Annotated in this window: 16 protein-coding genes and 1 riboswitch; of the genes, 3 read left to right on the top strand and 13 right to left on the bottom strand. The window is 74.7% G+C overall.

Translation table 11 applies throughout. The features are described from left to right. Positions 1-48: 48 nt before the first annotated feature. From IEW90_RS11295 to ribD, 5 genes are all read right to left on the bottom strand, one after another. Entirely contained in the window at positions 49-1,407 is a 1,359-nt protein-coding gene (locus IEW90_RS11295) for an MFS transporter (RefSeq protein WP_188718390.1), read from the bottom strand. Between the two features lie 238 nt (positions 1,408-1,645). Beyond that, complete coding sequence (gene ribH / locus IEW90_RS11290; protein WP_188718389.1) at positions 1,646-2,119, bottom strand: 6,7-dimethyl-8-ribityllumazine synthase; 474 nt, start codon at positions 2,117-2,119, stop codon at positions 1,646-1,648. Continuing rightward, on the bottom strand, positions 2,119-3,378 hold the full coding sequence (gene ribB / locus IEW90_RS11285) for a 3,4-dihydroxy-2-butanone-4-phosphate synthase (protein WP_188718388.1): 1,260 nt from the start codon (positions 3,376-3,378) through the stop codon (positions 2,119-2,121). The genes ribH and ribB overlap by 1 nt, the downstream gene beginning before the upstream one ends. Further along, positions 3,375-3,986 carry a riboflavin synthase gene (locus IEW90_RS11280; RefSeq protein ID WP_188718387.1) on the bottom strand — a complete coding sequence of 204 codons (612 nt, stop codon included), beginning with the start codon at positions 3,984-3,986 and terminating at the stop codon, positions 3,375-3,377. The genes ribB and IEW90_RS11280 overlap by 4 nt, the downstream gene beginning before the upstream one ends. Further along, positions 3,986-4,999 carry a bifunctional diaminohydroxyphosphoribosylaminopyrimidine deaminase/5-amino-6-(5-phosphoribosylamino)uracil reductase RibD gene (ribD, locus tag IEW90_RS11275; RefSeq protein ID WP_188718386.1) on the bottom strand — a complete coding sequence of 338 codons (1,014 nt, stop codon included), beginning with the start codon at positions 4,997-4,999 and terminating at the stop codon, positions 3,986-3,988. Before ribD ends, IEW90_RS11280 begins: the two co-directional genes overlap by 1 nt. 46 nt (positions 5,000-5,045) lie before the next feature. After that, a riboswitch (FMN riboswitch) is annotated at positions 5,046-5,173 on the bottom strand. A 129-nt stretch (positions 5,174-5,302) separates the two neighbouring features. Between ribD and lipB the strand changes: the two genes are divergently transcribed. After that, complete coding sequence (gene lipB, locus IEW90_RS11270; protein WP_188718385.1) at positions 5,303-5,986, top strand: lipoyl(octanoyl) transferase LipB; 684 nt, start codon at positions 5,303-5,305, stop codon at positions 5,984-5,986. Between the two features lie 65 nt (positions 5,987-6,051). Then, the gene (gene lipA, locus IEW90_RS11265; protein ID WP_188718840.1) at positions 6,052-7,083 is read left to right on the top strand and encodes a lipoyl synthase; all 1,032 of its coding nucleotides are present in this window, start codon (positions 6,052-6,054) and stop codon (positions 7,081-7,083) included. Positions 7,084-7,101: 18 nt separating this feature from the next. Here the strand turns inward: lipA and IEW90_RS11260 are convergent, their stop codons facing one another. From IEW90_RS11260 to IEW90_RS11245, 4 genes are all read right to left on the bottom strand, one after another. Beyond that, the gene (locus IEW90_RS11260) at positions 7,102-7,674 is read right to left on the bottom strand and encodes a GNAT family N-acetyltransferase (protein ID WP_188718384.1); all 573 of its coding nucleotides are present in this window, start codon (positions 7,672-7,674) and stop codon (positions 7,102-7,104) included. Further along, positions 7,671-8,666, bottom strand: a complete 996-nt coding sequence (gene trpS, locus IEW90_RS11255) for a tryptophan--tRNA ligase (protein ID WP_229679646.1) — start codon at positions 8,664-8,666, stop codon at positions 7,671-7,673. Before trpS ends, IEW90_RS11260 begins: the two co-directional genes overlap by 4 nt. Before the next feature lie 9 nt (positions 8,667-8,675). Then, entirely contained in the window at positions 8,676-9,503 is an 828-nt protein-coding gene (locus IEW90_RS11250) for an exodeoxyribonuclease III (protein ID WP_188718383.1), read from the bottom strand. 65 nt (positions 9,504-9,568) lie between these two features. Further along, on the bottom strand, positions 9,569-10,534 hold the full coding sequence (locus IEW90_RS11245) for a YhjD/YihY/BrkB family envelope integrity protein (protein ID WP_188718382.1): 966 nt from the start codon (positions 10,532-10,534) through the stop codon (positions 9,569-9,571). Between the two features lie 87 nt (positions 10,535-10,621). Between IEW90_RS11245 and ptsP the strand changes: the two genes are divergently transcribed. Next, positions 10,622-12,268, top strand: a complete 1,647-nt coding sequence (gene ptsP / locus IEW90_RS11240) for a phosphoenolpyruvate--protein phosphotransferase (protein ID WP_188718381.1) — start codon at positions 10,622-10,624, stop codon at positions 12,266-12,268. Between the two features lie 163 nt (positions 12,269-12,431). Here the strand turns inward: ptsP and IEW90_RS11235 are convergent, their stop codons facing one another. The 4 genes from IEW90_RS11235 to IEW90_RS11220 form a co-directional block, all read right to left on the bottom strand. After that, positions 12,432-14,090 carry a GTPase family protein gene (locus tag IEW90_RS11235; protein WP_188718380.1) on the bottom strand — a complete coding sequence of 553 codons (1,659 nt, stop codon included), beginning with the start codon at positions 14,088-14,090 and terminating at the stop codon, positions 12,432-12,434. After that, complete coding sequence (locus IEW90_RS11230; protein WP_188718379.1) at positions 14,087-16,027, bottom strand: dynamin family protein; 1,941 nt, start codon at positions 16,025-16,027, stop codon at positions 14,087-14,089. The genes IEW90_RS11235 and IEW90_RS11230 overlap by 4 nt, the downstream gene beginning before the upstream one ends. Before the next feature lie 49 nt (positions 16,028-16,076). Continuing rightward, the gene (locus tag IEW90_RS11225) at positions 16,077-16,895 is read right to left on the bottom strand and encodes a TspO-related membrane protein (RefSeq protein ID WP_188718378.1); all 819 of its coding nucleotides are present in this window, start codon (positions 16,893-16,895) and stop codon (positions 16,077-16,079) included. A gap of 112 nt (positions 16,896-17,007) precedes the next feature. Continuing rightward, positions 17,008-17,826, bottom strand: coding sequence for a succinate dehydrogenase iron-sulfur subunit (locus IEW90_RS11220; RefSeq protein ID WP_188718838.1), 819 nt, complete (start codon positions 17,824-17,826; stop codon positions 17,008-17,010). Between the last annotated feature and the right edge of the window lie 32 nt (positions 17,827-17,858).

The raw sequence follows: 17,858 nt of genomic DNA, 5'->3' as shown, positions 1-17,858 counted from the left end.
GGGGCGGAGCCGCACGGCCCCGCCCCCTCGTCGCACGTCAGGCGACGGTCACGGCGCCTCGGCCGCGACCACCACCGAGCTGTTCTCGACGTACTCCTGGTCGCGCGTCTCCTTCGTGAGCCACAGCGCGATGATCGTGAGGATCGCGGCGCCCGCGAGGTAGAGGCCGACGAGCACGGTCGAGCCGCCCGCGGCCGTCCACAGCGCCGTGGCGACGAACGGCGTGAGCGCCGCTCCGAGGATCGACGAGAAGTTGTACGCGATCGCCGAGCCCGTGTAGCGGACGTTGCCGGGGAAGAGCTCCGGCAGGAACGCCGCCATCGGGCCGAACGTGAGGCCCATGAGCGAGAAGCCGATGATGAGCAGCGCCATCGCGCCCGCGAAGCCGGCCGAGAAGAGCGGCACCCAGACGAGGCCGAACAGCACGATGCCGACCGAGACCGCGCCGAGCATCTTGCGGCGGCCGTAGCGCTCGGCGAGCGGGCCCGCGACGAGCGTGAAGACGCCGAAGAAGACCACGCCGACGATGAGCATCCACAGGAAGTCGGTGCGCTCGTAGCCGAGGCCCGCGACCTCCGCGTCGACCGCGCGCGTGCCGTAGGTGAGCGTGAACGTGGTCATCAGGTAGAAGAGCACGTAGGTCGCGAGCATGATGAACGTGCCCTGGATGAGCTGCACCCAGTTGCGCCGGAACACCGACGCGAGCGGCAGCTTCACGACCTCCTTGCGCTCGACGACCTTCGTGAAGGCGGGCGTCTCGAGGAGCGACAGGCGCACCCAGAGGCCGACGACCACGAGGATCGCGGAGGCGAGGAACGGGATGCGCCAGCCCCAGGCCTGGAAGGCCTCCTCGCTCATCGAGAAGGCGATGGCGATGAAGGTGACGTTCGCGAGGATGAAGCCGATGGGGGCGCCCAGCTGCGGGAAGGTGCCCCAGATGGCGCGCTTGCCGGGAGGGGCGTTCTCGGTGGCGAGCAGCGCGGCGCCCGACCACTCACCGCCGAGGCCGAGGCCCTGGCAGAAGCGCAGCACCGCGAGCAGCGCGGGCGCGAGGATCTCCCAGCCGGGCGTGAGCGCCGTGGGGAGGCAGCCGATGAGCACCGTCGCGACGCCCATCGTGAGGAGCGAGGCGACGAGCGTCGCCTTGCGGCCGATGCGGTCGCCGAAGTGGCCGAACACGATCGAGCCGACGGGACGCGCGACGAAGGCGACGCCGAAGACCGCGAACGACGACAGCAGCTGGGCCGTGGGGTCGTCGGCGGGGAAGAAGAGTGCGGGGAAGACGAGCACGGCTGCCGTCGCGTAGACGTAGAAGTCGTAGAACTCGATCGAGGTGCCGATGAGGCTGGCGAGGATGACGCGGCGGGGCGTGTTCGCCTTGCCCGTCGTCTTGGTGGGGGTGGACATGCTGCTCCGGAGGGGTGGCTCTGCGACGCGTCGTGACCGGGTTGCGGGCCGTGGCGCACGGCGCGCTCGTGACGCACCGGCCGTCTCGGGAGCGTCGTCGATCCCAGGAGGCGGCACTCCAGCGTAGTGCCGCCCGCGTCCCCCGATGCGCGTCCGGCGGCGCGCCGGACGCGACGACGCCCGGCGCACAGGGCGCCGGGCGTCGTCGGTGGCCGTGGTCGGCGGGGATGCTGCGGCGTCAGCCGCGCAGCGAGCGCAGGGCGAGCGCGGCCTCGACGACCGCCTCGGCGGCCTCGCGGCCCTTGTCCTCCTTCGAGCCCGCGAGGCCCGCGCGGTCGAGGCCCTGCTGCTCGTCGTCGGTCGTGAGCACGCCGAAGCCCACCGGCTTCCCGGTGCGCACCGCAACCTCCGTGAGCCCGACCGTCGCCGCCTGCGCGACGTACTCGAAGTGGGGCGTGCCGCCGCGGATGATGACGCCGAGCGCGACGGCGCCGTCGGCGCCCGCCTCGAGCGCCGCCTGCGCGACGACCGGCAGCTCGAACGCGCCCGGCACGGGGAGCTCGAGCACGTCGGCGCCCATCTCGGCGAGCGCGCGGCGGGCACCCTCGAGCAGCCCGTCGGCGATCTGCTGGTGCCAGCGTCCGTGGACGATCGCGATGCGGAGGCCGCTCGCGTCGAGGCCCTGGTTCGTGGGGGATCCTGCTCCGGCCATCAGGCCTCTCCTGTCCGCTCGATGGTCTGGGGGAGGCGGTGGCCCATGCGGTCCCGCTTCGCCTCCAGGTACTGCTCGTTGAACTCGCTGACGCCGACGACGAGCGGCACGAGCTCCGTGACCGGCACGCCGTGCGCCTCGAGCTGGTCCCGCTTCAGCGGGTTGTTCGACAGCAGGCGCACGCGCTCGACGCCCTGCTGCCGGATGATCGCCGCCGCGGCGCCGTACTCCCGCGCGTCCGCCGGCAGGCCGAGCGCGATGTTGGCGTCGAGGGTGTCGAGGCCGTCCTCCTGCAGGCGGTACGCCCGCAGCTTGTTGATGAGGCCGATGCCGCGCCCCTCCTGGCCGCGCAGGTAGACGACCATGCCGGATCCGTTCGCCCGGATCTCCTGCAGGGCCGCGTCGAGCTGGGGCCCGCACTCGCACTTCAGCGAGTGCAGCGCCTCGCCCGTGAGGCACTCGGAGTGCACGCGCACGAGCGCCTCGGGGCCGAGCTCGCCCGCGACGATCGCCACGTGGTCGGCGCCCGTCTGGCGGTCGCGGTAGGCGGCCATCCGGAACGTGCCGAAGCGCGTCGGTACGTGCGTCTCGACCTCGAACGAGACGCGCGCGTCCTCCTGCGAGGCGCCGCCGCGGCAGGCGGAGGGGATGGAGCCGGCGTCGAGGTGCTCGACGAGGTCCTCGATGGTGATGACCGGCAGGTCGTGCTCCTCGCCGAAGCGGATGAGCGAGGGGAGGCGGCGCATCTCGCCGTCGTCCTCGACGAGCTCGCCGATCACGCCCACGGGCGCGAGGCCCGCGAGCTGCAGGAGCTCGACGGTCGCCTCCGTGTGGCCCTTGCGCTCGCGCACGCCGCCCTCGACGGCGCGCAGCGGCACGACGTGGCCGGGGCGGCGGAGGCTCGCGGGCGTCGATGCCGGGTCGGCGAGCACGCGCAGCGTGTGCGCGCGGTCGTCGGCCGAGATGCCGGTGGTCGAGCGGTCGGCGGCGTCGACGGTGACCGTGTAGGCGGTCTGCCGCTCGTCCTCGTTCTCGAGCACCATGAGCGGCAGCGCGAGCTCGTCGGCGCGCGCGGCGGTGAGCGGTGCGCACAGGTAGCCGGAGGTGTGGCGCACGAGGAACGCGATCCAGGATGCGGTCGCGAGCTGCGCCGACATGACGAGGTCGCCCTCGTTCTCGCGCCCCTCGTCGTCGACGACGATGACGGGGCGTCCCTCCCGCAGCGCCGCGATGGCGACGTCGATGGTGGTGATGCTCATCGGCCCTCCCACTGGAGCATGCGCTCGACGTGGCGAGCGACGATGTCGGTCTCGAGGTTGGCCCGGTCGCCGGCGGCGAGCGAGCCCAGGGTGGTGGCGACGAGCGTCTCGGGGATGAGCGAGACCTCGAACCACTGCTCGGCCTCGTCGGCGCCGCTCACGGCCGAGACGGTGAGGCTCACGCCGTCGACGGCGATCGAGCCCTTGCGCACCACGAGGTGCGCCAGCGCCGGGTCGAGCGCGAAGCGGATGGTGCGCTGGCCGTCGCCCTCGGCGACCGAGCGCACGCGCGCGGTGCCGTCGATGTGGCCCTGCACGATGTGCCCGCCGAGCCGGCTGCCGAGGGCCGCGGCGCGCTCGAGGTTCACGCGGTCGCCCGCGCGCCGGTCGGCGAGCGTCGACATGTCGACCGAGATCTGCATGACGTCGGCGGTGAACGCGTCGGCGGTCTGCTCGACGACGGTGAGGCACAGGCCGTTCACCGCGATCGAGTCGCCGTGGCCGGCGTCGCTGACGGCGACGGGGCCGCGCACGGTGAGCCGCCACGCGTCGCCCGCCTGCTCGAACGAGACGATCTCGCCGAGCTCTTCGATGATGCCGGTGAACATCACCGCTCCTTCTCTGTCGTGGCCTCGACCAGGAGGTCGCGGCCGAGCTGCTCGAGCCGCGACACCGTGAGGCGGCGCTGCTCGTCGATGGTCCCGACGCCGATGTCGTCGAGGGCGGTGCGCGGGCCTCCGAGGAGGGTCGGCGCGAGGTACACGGTGAGGCGGTCGGCGAGGCCCGCGCGCAGGAACGCGCTCGCGAGCGTCGGCCCGCCCTCGACGTAGAGGGCCTGGATGCCGTCGGCCGCGAGGGCGAAGAGCTCGCGCTCGAGGTCGCGGGTGGCGATGCGGAGGCCGCGCGGATGGCGTCGCAGGGCCGCGGCCTCGGGCACGGGCCGGTCGCCGAAGACGACGGGCAGCGGCTGCGGCGCGTCCTCGCCGTCGATGCGGGCGGTGAGCTGCGGGTCGTCGGCGAGCACGGTGCCGGTGCCGACGGCGATCGCGTCGTGCGCGGCGCGCTCGCGGTGCACGTGCGCGCGCGCCTCCGGGCCGGTGATCCAGCGGCTCGTGCCGTCGGCGGCCGCGGCGCGGCCGTCGAGCGACTGCGCCCACTTCACGGTGACGCGGGGGCGACCGGTGCGCTGCACGAAGAGCCAGTCGGCGATGAGCGCGTCGCCCTCGGCCTCGTCGGCGCGGGCGACGTCGACGCCGGCGGCCCGGAGGCGCTCGGCGCCGCCGCTCGAGGCGTCGCCGGGATCGGCGGATGCGTGGACGACGCGGGCGACGCCCGCGGCCACGAGCGCCTCGGCGCACGGGCCGGTGCGCCCGGTGTGGTTGCAGGGCTCGAGGGTGACGACCGCGGTCGTGCCGCGGGCCTGCGCAGGGCTCACGCGGGAGAGCGCGTCGACCTCGGCGTGGGGCGTGCCGGCGCCGCGGTGCCACCCCTCGGCGAGCACGGCGCCATCGGGCGCGAGCAGCACGGCGCCCACCTGCGGGTTGACGCCGCGCGGGCCGCGCAGCGCGAGCTCGCGGGCGCGGGCCATCGCGGCCTGCTCGGCGGGCGAGATCCCAGCCATGACGTCCTCTCCGAACGCGCGCGGGGATATGGGGTCGCGGACGACCCCACGTGCGCCTCCCATCCGGACTCTCACCGTCGGTGCTGGAATTCCACCAGCTCAACCGATCGGATCCCCGATCGGGTCGCGGACTCTCACCGCCGGTTCAGACTTGCACTGACCCCGGGCACGTTGCACTGCCAGCGTACAACTCGCGCCCCACGCCGCCCATTCCCATGACGCCGTGCGACCCGCGGCCGCGGCGCGGATCGCCCGCGCGATGTATTGTCATACTCAGTGCAGAAACGCGACGACGGGAGCCGCATGGAGACCACCTGGCTCGGCGAGGGCGCCGACTACCGCGAGACCTGGGCGCTGCAGCGCCGCCTCCACGCCGAGGTCGCCGCCGGCGAGCGCGGCCCGACGCTGCTGCTGCTCGAGCACGCGAGCGTCTACACGGCGGGCACCTCCACGCAGCCCGCCGACCTCCCGACCGACGGCAGCGAGGCGATCGAGGTCGACCGCGGCGGCCGCATCACCTGGCACGGCCCCGGTCAGCTCGTCGCGTACCCGATCGTCCGGCTCCCCGACGCCGTGCGCGTCGTCGACTGGGTGCGCCGGCTCGAGGAGGCCGTCATCCGCGCGCTCGCGGCCGAGGGGCTCGCGACCCGGCGCGTCGCCGGCAGGGCGGGCGTCTGGGTGCTCGACGACGCGGGGGAGCGGAAGGTCGCGCAGGTCGGCGTGCGGGTGGCCTCCCGCACCTCGCTGCACGGCGTCGCCATCAACGTCGCGAACAGCCTCGCGCCGTTCGGGGCGATCGTGCCCTGCGGCATCGCCGACGCGGGCGTGACGACGCTGCGCGACGAGACCGGCTCGCACGCATCCGTCGAGGCGGTGGGGCGCCGCTTCGCCGCGGCGCTCGAGCCGCTGCTCGCGTTCGAGCCGTTCGAGTCGGCGGCGCCGCCCACCGCGCAGCTCGCGGTCGTGCGCGAGGGGGCGGCGGCGTGACCGCCGAGGCAGGCATCCGGGCGCCGGGCGCCGACGCGGGCCGCGTCGAGCCGCAGGGCCGCCGCATGCTGCGGCTCGAGGCGCGGAACGCGCAGACGCCGATCGAGCGCAAGCCGCCGTGGATCAAGACCCGCGCCCGCATGGGCCCGGAGTACACCGCGCTGCAGGAGCTCGTCGCCTCGCAGGACCTCCACACCGTCTGCCAGTCGGCGGGCTGCCCGAACATCTTCGAGTGCTGGGAGGACCGCGAGGCGACCTTCCTCATCGGCGGCGACCAGTGCACGCGGCGCTGCGACTTCTGCCAGATCGACACCGGCAAGCCGGCGCTCCTCGACCGGATGGAGCCGTTCCGGGTCGCGGAGTCGGTGCGCACCATGGGCCTGCGGTACGCGACCGTCACGGGCGTCTGCCGCGACGACCTCGACGACGAGGGCATCTGGCTGTACGCCGAGACCGTGCGGCAGATCCATGCCGCGAACCCGGGCGTCGGCGTCGAGATGCTCGCGCCCGACTTCACCGGCCACCGGCACCTGCTGCAGCAGCTCTTCGACACGCGGCCCGAGGTCTTCGCGCACAACGTCGAGACGGTGCCGCGCATCTTCCGCCGCATCCGCCCCGGCTTCCGGTTCGAGCGCAGCCTCGACGTGCTGCGCTGGAGCCGCGAGGACGGCCTCGTGACGAAGTCGAACCTCATCCTCGGGATGGGCGAGACCGACGAGGAGGTGGTGGAGACGCTCGAGCAGCTGCACGACGCGGGCGCCGAGCTCATCACGATCACGCAGTACCTGCGGCCCTCGCCCCGGCACCTGCCGGTCGACCGCTGGGTCGAGCCCGAGCGCTTCGCCGAGCTCGGCGAGCTCGCGATGGGCATGGGCTACGCGGGCGTCATGTCGGGGCCGCTCGTGCGCTCGAGCTACCGCGCCGGGCGGCTGTACGCGCAGGCGCTCGCGGTGCGCGGAGGGGCGGCGCCCGAGCCGATCATCACAGGCATGGGCGCCTCGTCGTCGGGCTCGCTCGCGCCCGCCTCCGCGCTGGAGCGCATCCCGGCGGCGGCCGCCGCCCCGGTGTCGGCGGGCATCACGAACAACGCCCGCTGAGGCCGCCCGCTGGCGCGCTCAGGCCAGGTCGGGCCAGGGGAGCGCGTCGGCGGGCGGCTGGCCCGAGGCGAGGCGCACCGCGTGGTGCTGCCGCTCCGGCGCGCCCCGGTGCAGGTCGTCGCGCTCGCCGAGGTACGAGAAGCCCGCGGCCTTCGCGACGCGCATCGACGCGACGTTGCCGACGAAGCACGCCCAGCGCACCTCCGGCCAGGTGAGGCAGCCGTCGGCGTGGCCGACGGCGGTGCGCACGGCGTCGGCCATCAGCCCGCGGCCCTGCCCCTCCGGGTGCAGCCAGAAGCCCACCTCGCGCGAGCCCTCGCGCAGCCCGATGACGCCCATGAGCGGCCCGGTCAGCGACTCGCGGATCGCCCACACGCGCTCGTCGTGCTCGCCGCGCCAGCCGGCCGGCACGAACTCGCGCACGAACGACTCCGCGTCCTCGAGCCGGTACGGCACGGGCGTCTCGAGCCAGCGCTCCGCGGCCTCCGTGGTGCACGCCTCGAGCACGCGCGGCACGTCGGCCTCGCGCAGCGCGGTGAGCATCCCCCGGCGCCCGAGGACGGGCAGCGAGGGTCCGTCGAGCCCGGTCATCGCAGCCCCATCGCCTCCAGCGCGCGCCGCAGCGTCGCGTCGGCGACCTCGGCCGCGCGATCGGCGTTCGCCGCGAGCAGGCGGTCGAGCTCGGCCGGGTCGGCCAGCAGCTCGAGCGTGCGCTCGCGAACCGGCGCCAGCTCGGCGACGACGGCGTCGGCGACGGCCGTCTTGAAGGCACCGTAGCCCTGGCCGTCGAACTCGGCAGAGAGGTCGTCGACGCTGCGTCCGGTGGTCGCGGACAGGATGCCCAGCAGGTTCGTCACGCCCGGCTTCTCGGCCTTGTCGGCGCGGATCGAGCCCTCGGTGTCGGTGACGGCCGAGCGGATCTTCTTCGCCGTGCGCGCGGGCTCGTCGAGGAGCCACACGATGCCCTTGTCGGTCTCGGCCGACTTCGACATCTTCGACGCCGGGTTCTGGAGGTCGTAGATGCGGGCGCCGGAGTCGAGGATGACGGGCTTCGGCACGGTGAAGGTCTTCCCGAAGCGCTTGTTGAACCGCTCGGAGAGGTCGCGCGTGAGCTCGACGTGCTGCTTCTGGTCGTCGCCGACCGGCACCACCTGGGTGTCGTAGAGCAGGATGTCGGCCGCCATGAGGATCGGGTAGGTGAAGAGGCCGACGGAGGCCGCCTCCTGCCCGCCCTTGGCGGTCTTGTCCTTGAACTGCGTCATCCGGCTTGCCTCGCCGAAGCCGGTGATCGTCGAGAGCAGCCACTGCAGCTGCGCGTGCGCGCCGACGTGCGACTGCACGTACAGGCACGAGCGGTCGGGGTCGATGCCGCCGGCGATGTACTGCGCCGCGAGCGTGCGCACCTGCTCGCGCAGCACGGCCGGGTCCTGCGGGACGGTGATGGCGTGCAGGTCGACGATCGAGAAGAACGCGTCGTAGTCGTCCTGCATGGCGCGCCACTGCTGCAGCGCCCCGATGTAGTTGCCGAGGTGGAGCGAGCCCGACGAGGGCTGCATCCCCGAGTAGAGGCGGGGGAGGGCCATGGATGCTTCCTAGAGGTCGTAGTCGACGATGACGGGCGCGTGGTCCGACCATCGCGTGTCGTATGCGCTCGCGCGGTCGACGCGGTAGTCGCGGACCACGGCGGCGAGCGCGGGGGTGGCCATCTGGTAGTCGATGCGCCAGCCCGTGTCGGTGTCGAACGCCTTGCCGCGCTGCGACCACCACGTGTACGGGCCGTCGACGTCCGGATGCGCGGTGCGGCCCACGTCGACCCAGCCGTGCCCGCGGCCGCGGACGCCGTCGACGCCGGTCACCATGCCGGTGCCGAGCCAGCGGTCGAGGTAGGAGCGCTCCTCCGGCAGGAAGCCGGCGCTCTTCTGGTTGCCGCGCCAGTTCTTGATGTCGAGCTGCGTGTGGCCGACGTTGAAGTCGCCCATGACGACGGCGTGGTCGGTGTGCTCGCGCAGCTTCGGCAGGCGCTTCGCCATCGAGTCGAGGAAGCGGTACTTGTCGGCCTGCTTGGGGCTGCCGACCTCGCCCGAGTGCACGTAGGTCGACACGACCGTGAGCGGCGTCTCGCCGATGAGGAAGTCGGCCTCGAGCCAGCGGCCCTTCGTGTCGAAGGTCTTCAGGCCGATGTCGGTGCGGTGCGCGATCGACGGCTCCTTCGACAGCACGGCGACGCCGGCGCGGCCCTTCGCGGTCGCGGGGTCGTGCAGCACGTGCCAACCGGGCACGAGGGGGAGGAGGTCCTCGTCGAGCGCGCGGACCTCCTGGAGCGCGACGATGTCGAAGCCGCCGGCCTCGAGCCACTCGCCCATGCCCTTGCGGAAGGCGGCGCGCACGCCGTTGACGTTGACGGAGGCGATGCGGACCATGCTCCGAGCCTACCGACGACCGCCGACGTGCCGCGGCGGCGCTCGTCGCGGTCCCCGCGTCCGGCTCAGCGGCGCCGCTTGACGAGCCTCCGGTGCAGCTCGGCCGCGTCGCCGCCCTCGCGGCGGCTGGCGCGCACCTCCTCGAGCAGCGCCTTCGCCTCCGCCTTCGTGAGCTGCGCGTCGATCCCGCGCATCTCGACGAGCCGCGTGTACGCGCGCCCGTGCGCGCCGACCGCGACGAACGCGAGCACGAGCATCAGCACCTGCATGATGAACCCGAGCCAGATGAGGATGATCACGGGCGCCGCGATGCCGGCGAGCAGCGGGTTGTTCTCGACCGCGCCGAACAGCCGCGACGCGAGGAGCTTGAGGCCGAGGAATGCGACCGCGCACGCGAAGGCCGCCGGCACGATCTGCCCGGCGGGCAGCCGCAGCCGCCCGCCGAACCGGAACAGCAGCAGCACGACGGCGGTGTCGAGCGCGAGCTGCACCGCGATGCCGATGAGGGTCGACGCCCAGCCGAGCCCGAGCGCCGACGCGAGCGCGTCGGTGACGACGAGCACGCCGGCGGAGACGAGCACGAGCAGGCCGATGCCGACGCCGACGCCCAGGTCGCCGAGCTTCAGCAGCACGGCGTTCGACGGCGGCGCGCCGAGCCCGAACATGGCGCGGAAGCCCTCGCGGCTCACCCCGATCCATCCGATCGCGGTGACGAGGATCGAGAGCGACGCGATGATGCCGGCGACATCGAGGGCGCGCGACTCGGTGAGCTGGTCGACGTCGATCGCGCCGCCGTCGCCGATGAGGCCGGGGATGGCGCCCGCGATGGAGTCGATGACGGCGTCGCGCAGCACGACGTTGCCGCCGAGCACCGCCATGAACACCGTGAAGGCGACGAAGAGCGCCGCGAAGAGCGACAGGAACGCCTGCAGCGTCATGCCCTGCGAGAGCACCGGCCCGCGCTGCTCCGAGTAGCGCTGCCAGGCGCGCATCGGCCGCGACGCCATGATCCGCGCGATGAGCTGCTGCATCCGTTGCCTCCTCGTCGTGCGCCTGCTCCTGCGCGCGCTCGTCCGGGCTCGTGGCGACTCGCAGTCCCGCCAGCGTAGGGTGGCCGCATGAGTGCGCTCTCAGGAGTCGGGGTCGGCCGCGGCATCGCCGCCGCGAAGGTGCTGAAGATGCCGGAGCCGCTCGCCCCTCCCGGGGACGCGCCGCTGTCGGCGCCCGTCGACGAGGAGGCCGCGCGCGTGCAGGGCGCGCTGCAGGACGTCGCCGCCGAGCTGCTCTCGCGCGCCGCCGCCGCGGGCGGCGAGGCGCAGCAGGTGCTCGAGGCCGCGGCGCTCATGGCGCAGGACCCGGCGATCCTCGACGACGTGCGCACCCGCATGGAGGGCGGCGCGAACGCCGAGCGTGCGACGTGGGACGCGTACGGCGCCTTCCGCGACATGCTCGTCTCGATGGGCGGCTACATGGCCGAGCGCGCCACCGACCTCGACGACGTCGCCCAGCGCGTCGTCGCGCGCCTCCGCGGCGTCGCCGCGCCCGGCGTGCCCGCCTCGGACGAGCCGTTCATCCTCGTCGCGCGCGACCTCGCGCCCGCCGACACGGCCACCCTCGACCTCGAGAAGACGCTCGCGCTCGTCACGCAGGACGGCGGCCCCACCTCGCACACCGCGATCCTCGCGCGCTCGAAGTCGCTGCCGGCGGTCGTCGGCGTGACCGGCATCCTCGCCGCCGTCGCCGACGGCCAGCGCGCGATCGTCGACGCCCGCACCGGATCCGTCGAGCTCGACCCGTCGGACGACGCGGTCGCCGCCGCGCAGACGGAGCGCGAGGAGCGGCTCGCCGCCGCATCCGCCCCCATCACCGACGGTGCGCTCGCCGACGGCACGAAGGTGCCGCTGCTCGCGAACCTCGGCTCGCCGAAGGAGGCGGCCAAGGCCGTCGAGCTCGGCGCGGAGGGCGTGGGCCTGTTCCGCACCGAGTTCCTCTTCCTCGACGCGACCTCCGCGCCGACGGTCGAGGCGCAGACCGCCTCGTACACCGAGCTGCTGCAGGCGTTCCCCGGCCGCAAGGTCGTCGTGCGCGCGCTCGACGCCGGCGCCGACAAGCCGCTGTCGTTCCTCAACGACGCGCACGAGGAGAACCCGGCGCTCGGGCTCCGTGGCATCCGGGCGCTCCGCGCCTCCGAGCAGATCCTGCGCGACCAGCTCGCCGCCCTCGCGAACGCCCAGGACGCGACGGATGCGGAGCTCTGGGTGATGGCGCCGATGATCGCCGACGTCGAGGAGACCGAGTACTTCGTGGCGCTCGGCCGCGAGCTGGGCCTGCGCACGGTGGGCGCGATGGCCGAGGTGCCGTCGATCGCCGTGCTCGCCGACCAGGTGCTCGAGGCGGCCGACTTCGTCTCGATCGGCACGAACGACCTCACGCAGTACACGATGGCGGCGGATCGGCAGCTCGGCTCGGTCTCGTCGTTCCAGGATCCATGGCACCCGGCCGTGCTGCGGCTCGTCAAGCTGCTCGGCGAGGCGGGGGCCGCGACCGGCAAGCCCGTGGGCGTCTGCGGCGAGGCCGCGGCGGATCCGGCGCTCGCGGTCGTGCTCGTGGGCCTCGGCGTGACGACGCTCTCGATGAGCCCCTCGGCCCTCGCCGACGTGCGCGCCGAGCTGCTCACGGTCACGCTCGAGGAGGCGCGCGAGCGCGCCGCCCGCGCGATCACGGCCCGCTCGGCGGCCGAGGCGCGGGGGCTCGCGGCCGGCTGAGCGGCGCGCACGCGCGGACCTGCCTCGCGACAGGTGCCGTTCCGCCCGAGGGGTGCCGGTCGACCAGCACCTCTCGGGCGGAGCAGCACCTCTCGCCGTCTCCGCTGGTCGAGGAGCGCGCGGGCGGAGGCCGCACGCGTCTCGAGACCACCGCGCGGCGCGCTCAGCGGATCGCGCGCGCCACCGCCGCCGCGAACGCGCGCGCCCGCTCCCGCTCGCCCTCGATCGGGGCGACCACGACCTCCTGGGCCGTCCGCCGCACCTCCGCCGTCAGCCGCCGCCGCGCCCGTGCGCGACGCGCCGCCCCGATCGCGCCGCCGAGCACGGCGCCCAGCAGCCCGAGCAGCACGCCGAGGGCGACGCCGCCGAGCAGCGCCAGCAGCGGGATCGGCCACCCGTCGAACCACGTCTCGGTGCCGGCCACCTGCGGGATCGTCGGCGCGACCATGCCCCACAGCGGCAGCAGGACGGGCAGCAGCAGCCACACGCCGCCGACGACGGCCACGACGAGCGCGAGCCACTGGATCGCGCCGAGGAGCTGCCACCACCACGAGCCGCGCGCGCCGAGGTCGGTGCGCGCCACGGCGCGGTCGAGCTCGGCCGGCAGCGCCTCGAGCGCCTCGGCGGCCCGCTCCCGGATCGCCGTGGCCCATCCGTCGCCGAGCCCCGCGGCCGCCGCATCCGCGTATCCGCGCACCGACTGCCCGGCCTGGGCGCGCTGCGCCGGCCCCATCGGCGGCAGCGACGTGCGGTGCAGGTCGGCGTCGCGGTCGCGCGAGCGGCCGACGGCGAGGTGCAGCCGCCGGAGCGGATCCGGGGCGAGCCGCAGGAGCCAGGCGGTCACCGGCCATCCCGTGGCCTGCCCGGCGCGCTTCCGGTACGAGCCGGCCACCGCCTGCGCGACCGCGTCGACGCGGGCCGCCTGCGCGAGGCCGCGCTCGAGCGCCTTCGCGTCGGCACCGCGCACCTGTCCGGGCGTGCCCGCCGCCTCCAGCCGGCCGGCCGCCGCGCGCACGTCGGCGGCGAGGCGCTCCGTCGCGGCCCGGCGCTCGGTCGCGAAGCGCGCGATGCGGGCGCGCAGCGCCTCGACGCCCTCCCCCGTCCGGGCCGAGACGGGCAGCACGAGCACGCGTCCCAGCCCGTCGTCGCGCAGCAGCTGCTCGAGCGAGGCGGCGACCCGCGGCACCTCGGCGGGCGGCAGCAGGTCGACCTGGTTGAGCACCGCCGCGGTGACGGCGGCGTGGGTCGCGAGGGGCGCGATGAAGTCGCGGTGGATGACGGCGTCGGCGTACTTCTGCGGATCGACGACCCACACGAGCACGTCGACCTGACCGGCGAGCCGCTCGGCGATCGCCCGGTGCTCGAGGGCGACGGAGTCGAAGTCGGGCAGGTCGATGAGCACGACCGGCAACGGCGCGGCGCCCTCGCCGGCGAAGGGCCGATCCATCACCCGGCGCTCGCGCACCTCGAGCCAGTCGAGCAGCGCCTCGGCCCCGCGCGGCTCCCAGACGGCGGCGAGAGCCTCGGAGGTGGTGGGCCGGCGCACGTGCGTGCGGGCGACGGCCGCGCCCGCCACGGCGTTGAGGAGCGACGACTTGCCGGAGCCGGTCGCGCCGAAGAAGCCGACGACGGTGTGCTCGCTCGAGAGCGCGCGGCGCTCGCCCGCGCGCGCCGCCACCCGCCGCGCGGCCGCGAGGTCGGCCTCGGCCACCCGGCCCTCGCCGAGCTCGACCGCCTCGGCGAGCGCGCCGAGCGGCGCGTCGACACCCTGCTCGTCGCCGGGCCCGTCTCGGTGCCCGCCCTGGCCCCCGCCGCGGCTCACGGCGCCCGCCGATCGTGCTCGTCCACGCCGCGCTCGTCGCCGCCGCCCTCGCCCGCGCCGCGCGCCCCATCCGGATGCGCGTCGAGCTCGTGCACGTCCTCGGCCTCGCCCAGCACCGCGGCCTCCTGCGGGTCCTCCATCGCCTCGCCCTCGACGAGGTCGCTGCGCTCGAGGGCGTGCGACGCGCCCGATGGCTCGTGCTCGACCGCGCGCATCGCTGCGCCGAGCTCGCTCGCGGCGTCGCGCAGGGCGTCGCCGCCGATGCCGGCCTCGACGGGGGCGAGCAGCGCGTCCCAGCGCGCGGCCTCTGCGGCGAGCAGCCCGTCGACGCGCCGCTCGAGGTCGTCGCGCGCCTGCGCCGCCAGCCGCCGCACCGCATCCTCGCCGAAGATCGTCTCGAGCAGCTTCTGGCCGACCACGGCCGAGCCGCCCGCGATCGCCAGCTCGCCGCCGGTCAGCCCGCCGGTCGAGGCGAACACCACGACCATGAGCGCGACCGTGATGACGTTGAGGCCGAGCGACATGACGCGAGCCTTCGTCCGCTTGCCGGCCGCCTGCTCCGAGATGAGCTCGACGAGCCCCTGCTGCCAGTCGCGCACGAGGCGGCTCGCGCGCTCGGAGAGGTCGGCCGAGGCGTGCGAGAGGTCGCTGCCGGCGGTGAGCTCGCGGCCGACGGCGCTGTGCCGGATGCGCTGCCACGCGTCGGCTGCGGCGCGCTCGGCCTCGTCGACCATGACGGCGTGCAGGCCGCTCTCGAGCTCGCGCTCGACCTCGATCGTGGGGGCGGGGCGCCCCTGGAACCAGGCGGTGACCCGGTCGCGCGCGCGGGAGAACCACGACTCGATCGAGCGGAACACGTCGCTCGTGCCGACGAAGTCCTGCCAGCGGGCGAGCACCTCGCCGCGCAGCAGCGCGCCGTCCTTCGTCGCGTCGGCGATGCGGGCGGCGGCGTCCCGGTGCGCGTCGTCGACGGTGCCGCGGAGGTCGGCGGCGGTGACGAGCTGCTCGTCGCGGGCGTCGGCGACGGCGCGAGCGGTGACGGCCAGGCGGTCGACGGCGCCCGCGAGCGTGCGGCCGGCGACCCGTGCGCGCTCGGCGCGGTCGCCCGCGATGCCGGCGAGCCAGCCGCGGATGCCGGCGACGCGCCCGGGCGGCAGCATGCCGCGGTCGTCGAGCGCGGTCTCCGGCACGACGAACACCGGTGCCGCGCCGAGGCCGCGCTCGCCGAGCATCTGCCGCAGGTCGGCCTCCACCTCGTCCTCGGCGCCCGGCGGCACGCGGTTCAGCACGACGCCGACCGTGATGTCGCGCGCGGCGGCGTCGTCGAGCAGCCGCCACGGCACGGCGTCGGCGTAGCGGTTCGCGGTGGTGGCGAACAGCCACAGGTCGGCGGCGGCGAGCAGCTGCGCGGCGAGCGCGCGGTTCTCGTCCGCGATGGAGTCGACGTCGGGGGCGTCGAGGATGGCGAGCCCGGCGGGCACGCGCTCGTCGGCGACGAGCACGACCGAGCCGATGCGCGCGGCATCGGGCGCCTCGCCCGCCTCGCTCGCGGGCGCCTCCCGCACGACGCCCGTGGTGCGGGCGAGGCCGGGCAGGATGCGCTGCGAGGCGAACCAGGCGGCGTCGGCGGGGGAGTGGAGCAGGATCGGCTGCCGCGTCGTGGGCCTGATGACGCCGGTGCGCGTCACGGGCACGCCGACGAGCGCGTTGACGACGGTCGACTTGCCGGCCCCGGTCGAGCCGCCGACGACCGCGAGGAGGGGCGCGTCGAGGTGCGCGAGGCGGGGTTGCACGTAGTCGTCGATCTGGCGCACGGCAGCGGCCCGCGCGTCGCGTGCCGCGTCGGCGCCGGCGATCGACAGCGGCAGGGCGACGCCGTCGAGGGCGTCGCGGAGCGCGTCGAGCCGATCGAGCGCCGCGATGGTCGCGTCGGTCATGCGGCGAGTCTGCCCGACGCGCCTGAGCGCGGGGAGGGGCGCCGCGCGCCTACAGCGTCGCCGCCTGCGTGCCGCGGCCGAGCCGGGCCGCGACCGTCATCGCGCCGATCGCGACGCAGACGAGCGCGGCGGCGACGCCGATCGCGAACGAGGCGGGCTCGGTCGTGAGCCGCCCCACGCCGATCCACGCGATGCCCCAGGTCATCGCGAGCGAGGGCGCGATCCGGCCGCCCGTGCGGAGCGCGATCGCGCCCGCCACGAGGGCCGCGACGACGAGCATGACGATCGCCCAGACCTCCCATGCGGCCGGTCGCACGCCCCAGTCGGCGAGCAGCGCCGAGGTGTTCGCGATCGTCGCGACGCTGACCCAGCCGAGGTAGAGGCCGAACGTGCCGTCGACCACGAGCGCCTCGAGCGGGCCGTCGGGCCGGCGCCGGCGCAGGATCTCGACGATGAGGGCGACGACGACCAGCAGGGCCAGGATGATGACCACGGTCAGCGGCAGCAGCCCGGCGATCGCCGCGATGATCCACAGCGCGTTGAGCACGAGCGACGCGACGGCGAGCCAGCCGATGGCGCGCACGCGCCGGTTGCCGCGGTTGGAGGGCAGCACCTGCCAGACAGCGAACAGCAGCAGGCCGAGGTAGATGACGCTCCAGATCGAGAACGCCGGGCCCGCGGGCGCGAGCGGCGTCGCGGTGGCCGAGAGCGCGCCGCCCGAGGCGTTCTGCACCTCGAAGCCGCCGATGGCGCCGCCGCCGATGCCGGCCATCGCGAGCGTGACGGGGATGGCGGCGAGCACCGCCCAGGGTCGGATGCGGTCGGCGCGGGTCCGCGGGCGGGACGCCGGGGTCTGCACGTTCGTCATGCAGGCACGCTACACATCGAACCTCCGCGCCCGCCGGGAACCGGGACGCCGATCCAGCACGGACGACGACGGCCCGCGCCACGGGGGCGCGGGCCGTCGAGCGGGGGAGGGGCTAGAGCTTCACGCCCGTCATCATCGCCTGCTTGACCTCGGCGATGGCCTTGGTCACCTGGATGCCGCGAGGGCAGGCATCCGTGCAGTTGAAGGTCGTGCGGCAGCGCCACACGCCCTCCTGGTCGTTGAGGATGTCGAGGCGCACCTGCGATGCCTCGTCGCGCGAGTCGAAGATGAAGCGGTGCGCGTTCACGATCGCCGCCGGGCCGAAGTACTGGCCGTCGGTCCAGAACACCGGGCACGAGGTCGTGCACGCGGCGCACAGGATGCACTTCGTCGTGTCGTCGAAGCGCTCGCGCTGCGCGATCGTCTGGTGGCGCTCCTTCTCGGGCTTGCCCGTCGCCTGGAGGAAGGGCTGGATCTCGCGGAAGGAGTCGAAGAACGGCTCCATGTTCACGATGAGGTCCTTCTCGAGCGGCAGGCCCTTGATCGCCTCGACGTAGATGGGCTTCGACGTGTCGAAGTCCTTCACGAGCGCCTTGCAGGCGAGGCGGTTCTTGCCGTTGATGCGCATCGCGTCCGAGCCGCACACGCCGTGCGCGCACGAGCGGCGGAAGGCCAGCGACGGGTCCTGCTCCCACTTGATGCGGTGCAGGGCGTCGAGGATGCGCTCCGTCGGGTACATCTGCACGTCGTAGTCGACCCAGCGCGGCTCGTCGTCGACCTCCGGGTCGTACCGGCGCACGATGACCGTCACAGGGAACGACTGCGGCGCCTCGACCGGCTCCGCCGCGGCGGCGGGAGCCGGCTCGACGTCGCGGTCGGCGGCCTCGGCGGCCGAGCCTGCGGGCTCGGCGGACGTGCCGCTCGAGCTCATCGCGCTCTGCGCGTCGGCGGTCGTCGCCTCGG

The organism is Agrococcus terreus, from assembly GCF_014645235.1.
GTDB classification, from domain to species: Bacteria; Actinomycetota; Actinomycetes; order Actinomycetales; family Microbacteriaceae; genus Agrococcus; species Agrococcus terreus.
The sequence above is the reverse complement of the archived record's forward strand: the minus strand, read 5'-3'. Positions and strand labels throughout refer to the sequence as shown.

Coding starts and splice junctions, on each gene's coding strand:
- IEW90_RS11295 (WP_188718390.1), bottom strand. CDS start 1,407: ATGTCCACCCCCACCAAGACGACGGGCAAGGCGAACACGCCCCGCCGC.
- ribH (WP_188718389.1), bottom strand. CDS start 2,119: ATGGCCGGAGCAGGATCCCCCACGAACCAGGGCCTCGACGCGAGCGGC.
- ribB (WP_188718388.1), bottom strand. CDS start 3,378: ATGAGCATCACCACCATCGACGTCGCCATCGCGGCGCTGCGGGAGGGA.
- IEW90_RS11280 (WP_188718387.1), bottom strand. CDS start 3,986: ATGTTCACCGGCATCATCGAAGAGCTCGGCGAGATCGTCTCGTTCGAG.
- ribD (WP_188718386.1), bottom strand. CDS start 4,999: ATGGCTGGGATCTCGCCCGCCGAGCAGGCCGCGATGGCCCGCGCCCGC.
- lipB (WP_188718385.1), top strand. CDS start 5,303: ATGGAGACCACCTGGCTCGGCGAGGGCGCCGACTACCGCGAGACCTGG.
- lipA (WP_188718840.1), top strand. CDS start 6,052: ATGCTGCGGCTCGAGGCGCGGAACGCGCAGACGCCGATCGAGCGCAAG.
- IEW90_RS11260 (WP_188718384.1), bottom strand. CDS start 7,674: ATGACCGGGCTCGACGGACCCTCGCTGCCCGTCCTCGGGCGCCGGGGG.
- trpS (WP_229679646.1), bottom strand. CDS start 8,666: ATGGCCCTCCCCCGCCTCTACTCGGGGATGCAGCCCTCGTCGGGCTCG.
- IEW90_RS11250 (WP_188718383.1), bottom strand. CDS start 9,503: ATGGTCCGCATCGCCTCCGTCAACGTCAACGGCGTGCGCGCCGCCTTC.
- IEW90_RS11245 (WP_188718382.1), bottom strand. CDS start 10,534: ATGCAGCAGCTCATCGCGCGGATCATGGCGTCGCGGCCGATGCGCGCC.
- ptsP (WP_188718381.1), top strand. CDS start 10,622: ATGAGTGCGCTCTCAGGAGTCGGGGTCGGCCGCGGCATCGCCGCCGCG.
- IEW90_RS11230 (WP_188718379.1), bottom strand. CDS start 16,027: ATGACCGACGCGACCATCGCGGCGCTCGATCGGCTCGACGCGCTCCGC.
- IEW90_RS11225 (WP_188718378.1), bottom strand. CDS start 16,895: ATGACGAACGTGCAGACCCCGGCGTCCCGCCCGCGGACCCGCGCCGAC.
- IEW90_RS11220 (WP_188718838.1), bottom strand. CDS start 17,826: ATGAGCTCGAGCGGCACGTCCGCCGAGCCCGCAGGCTCGGCCGCCGAG.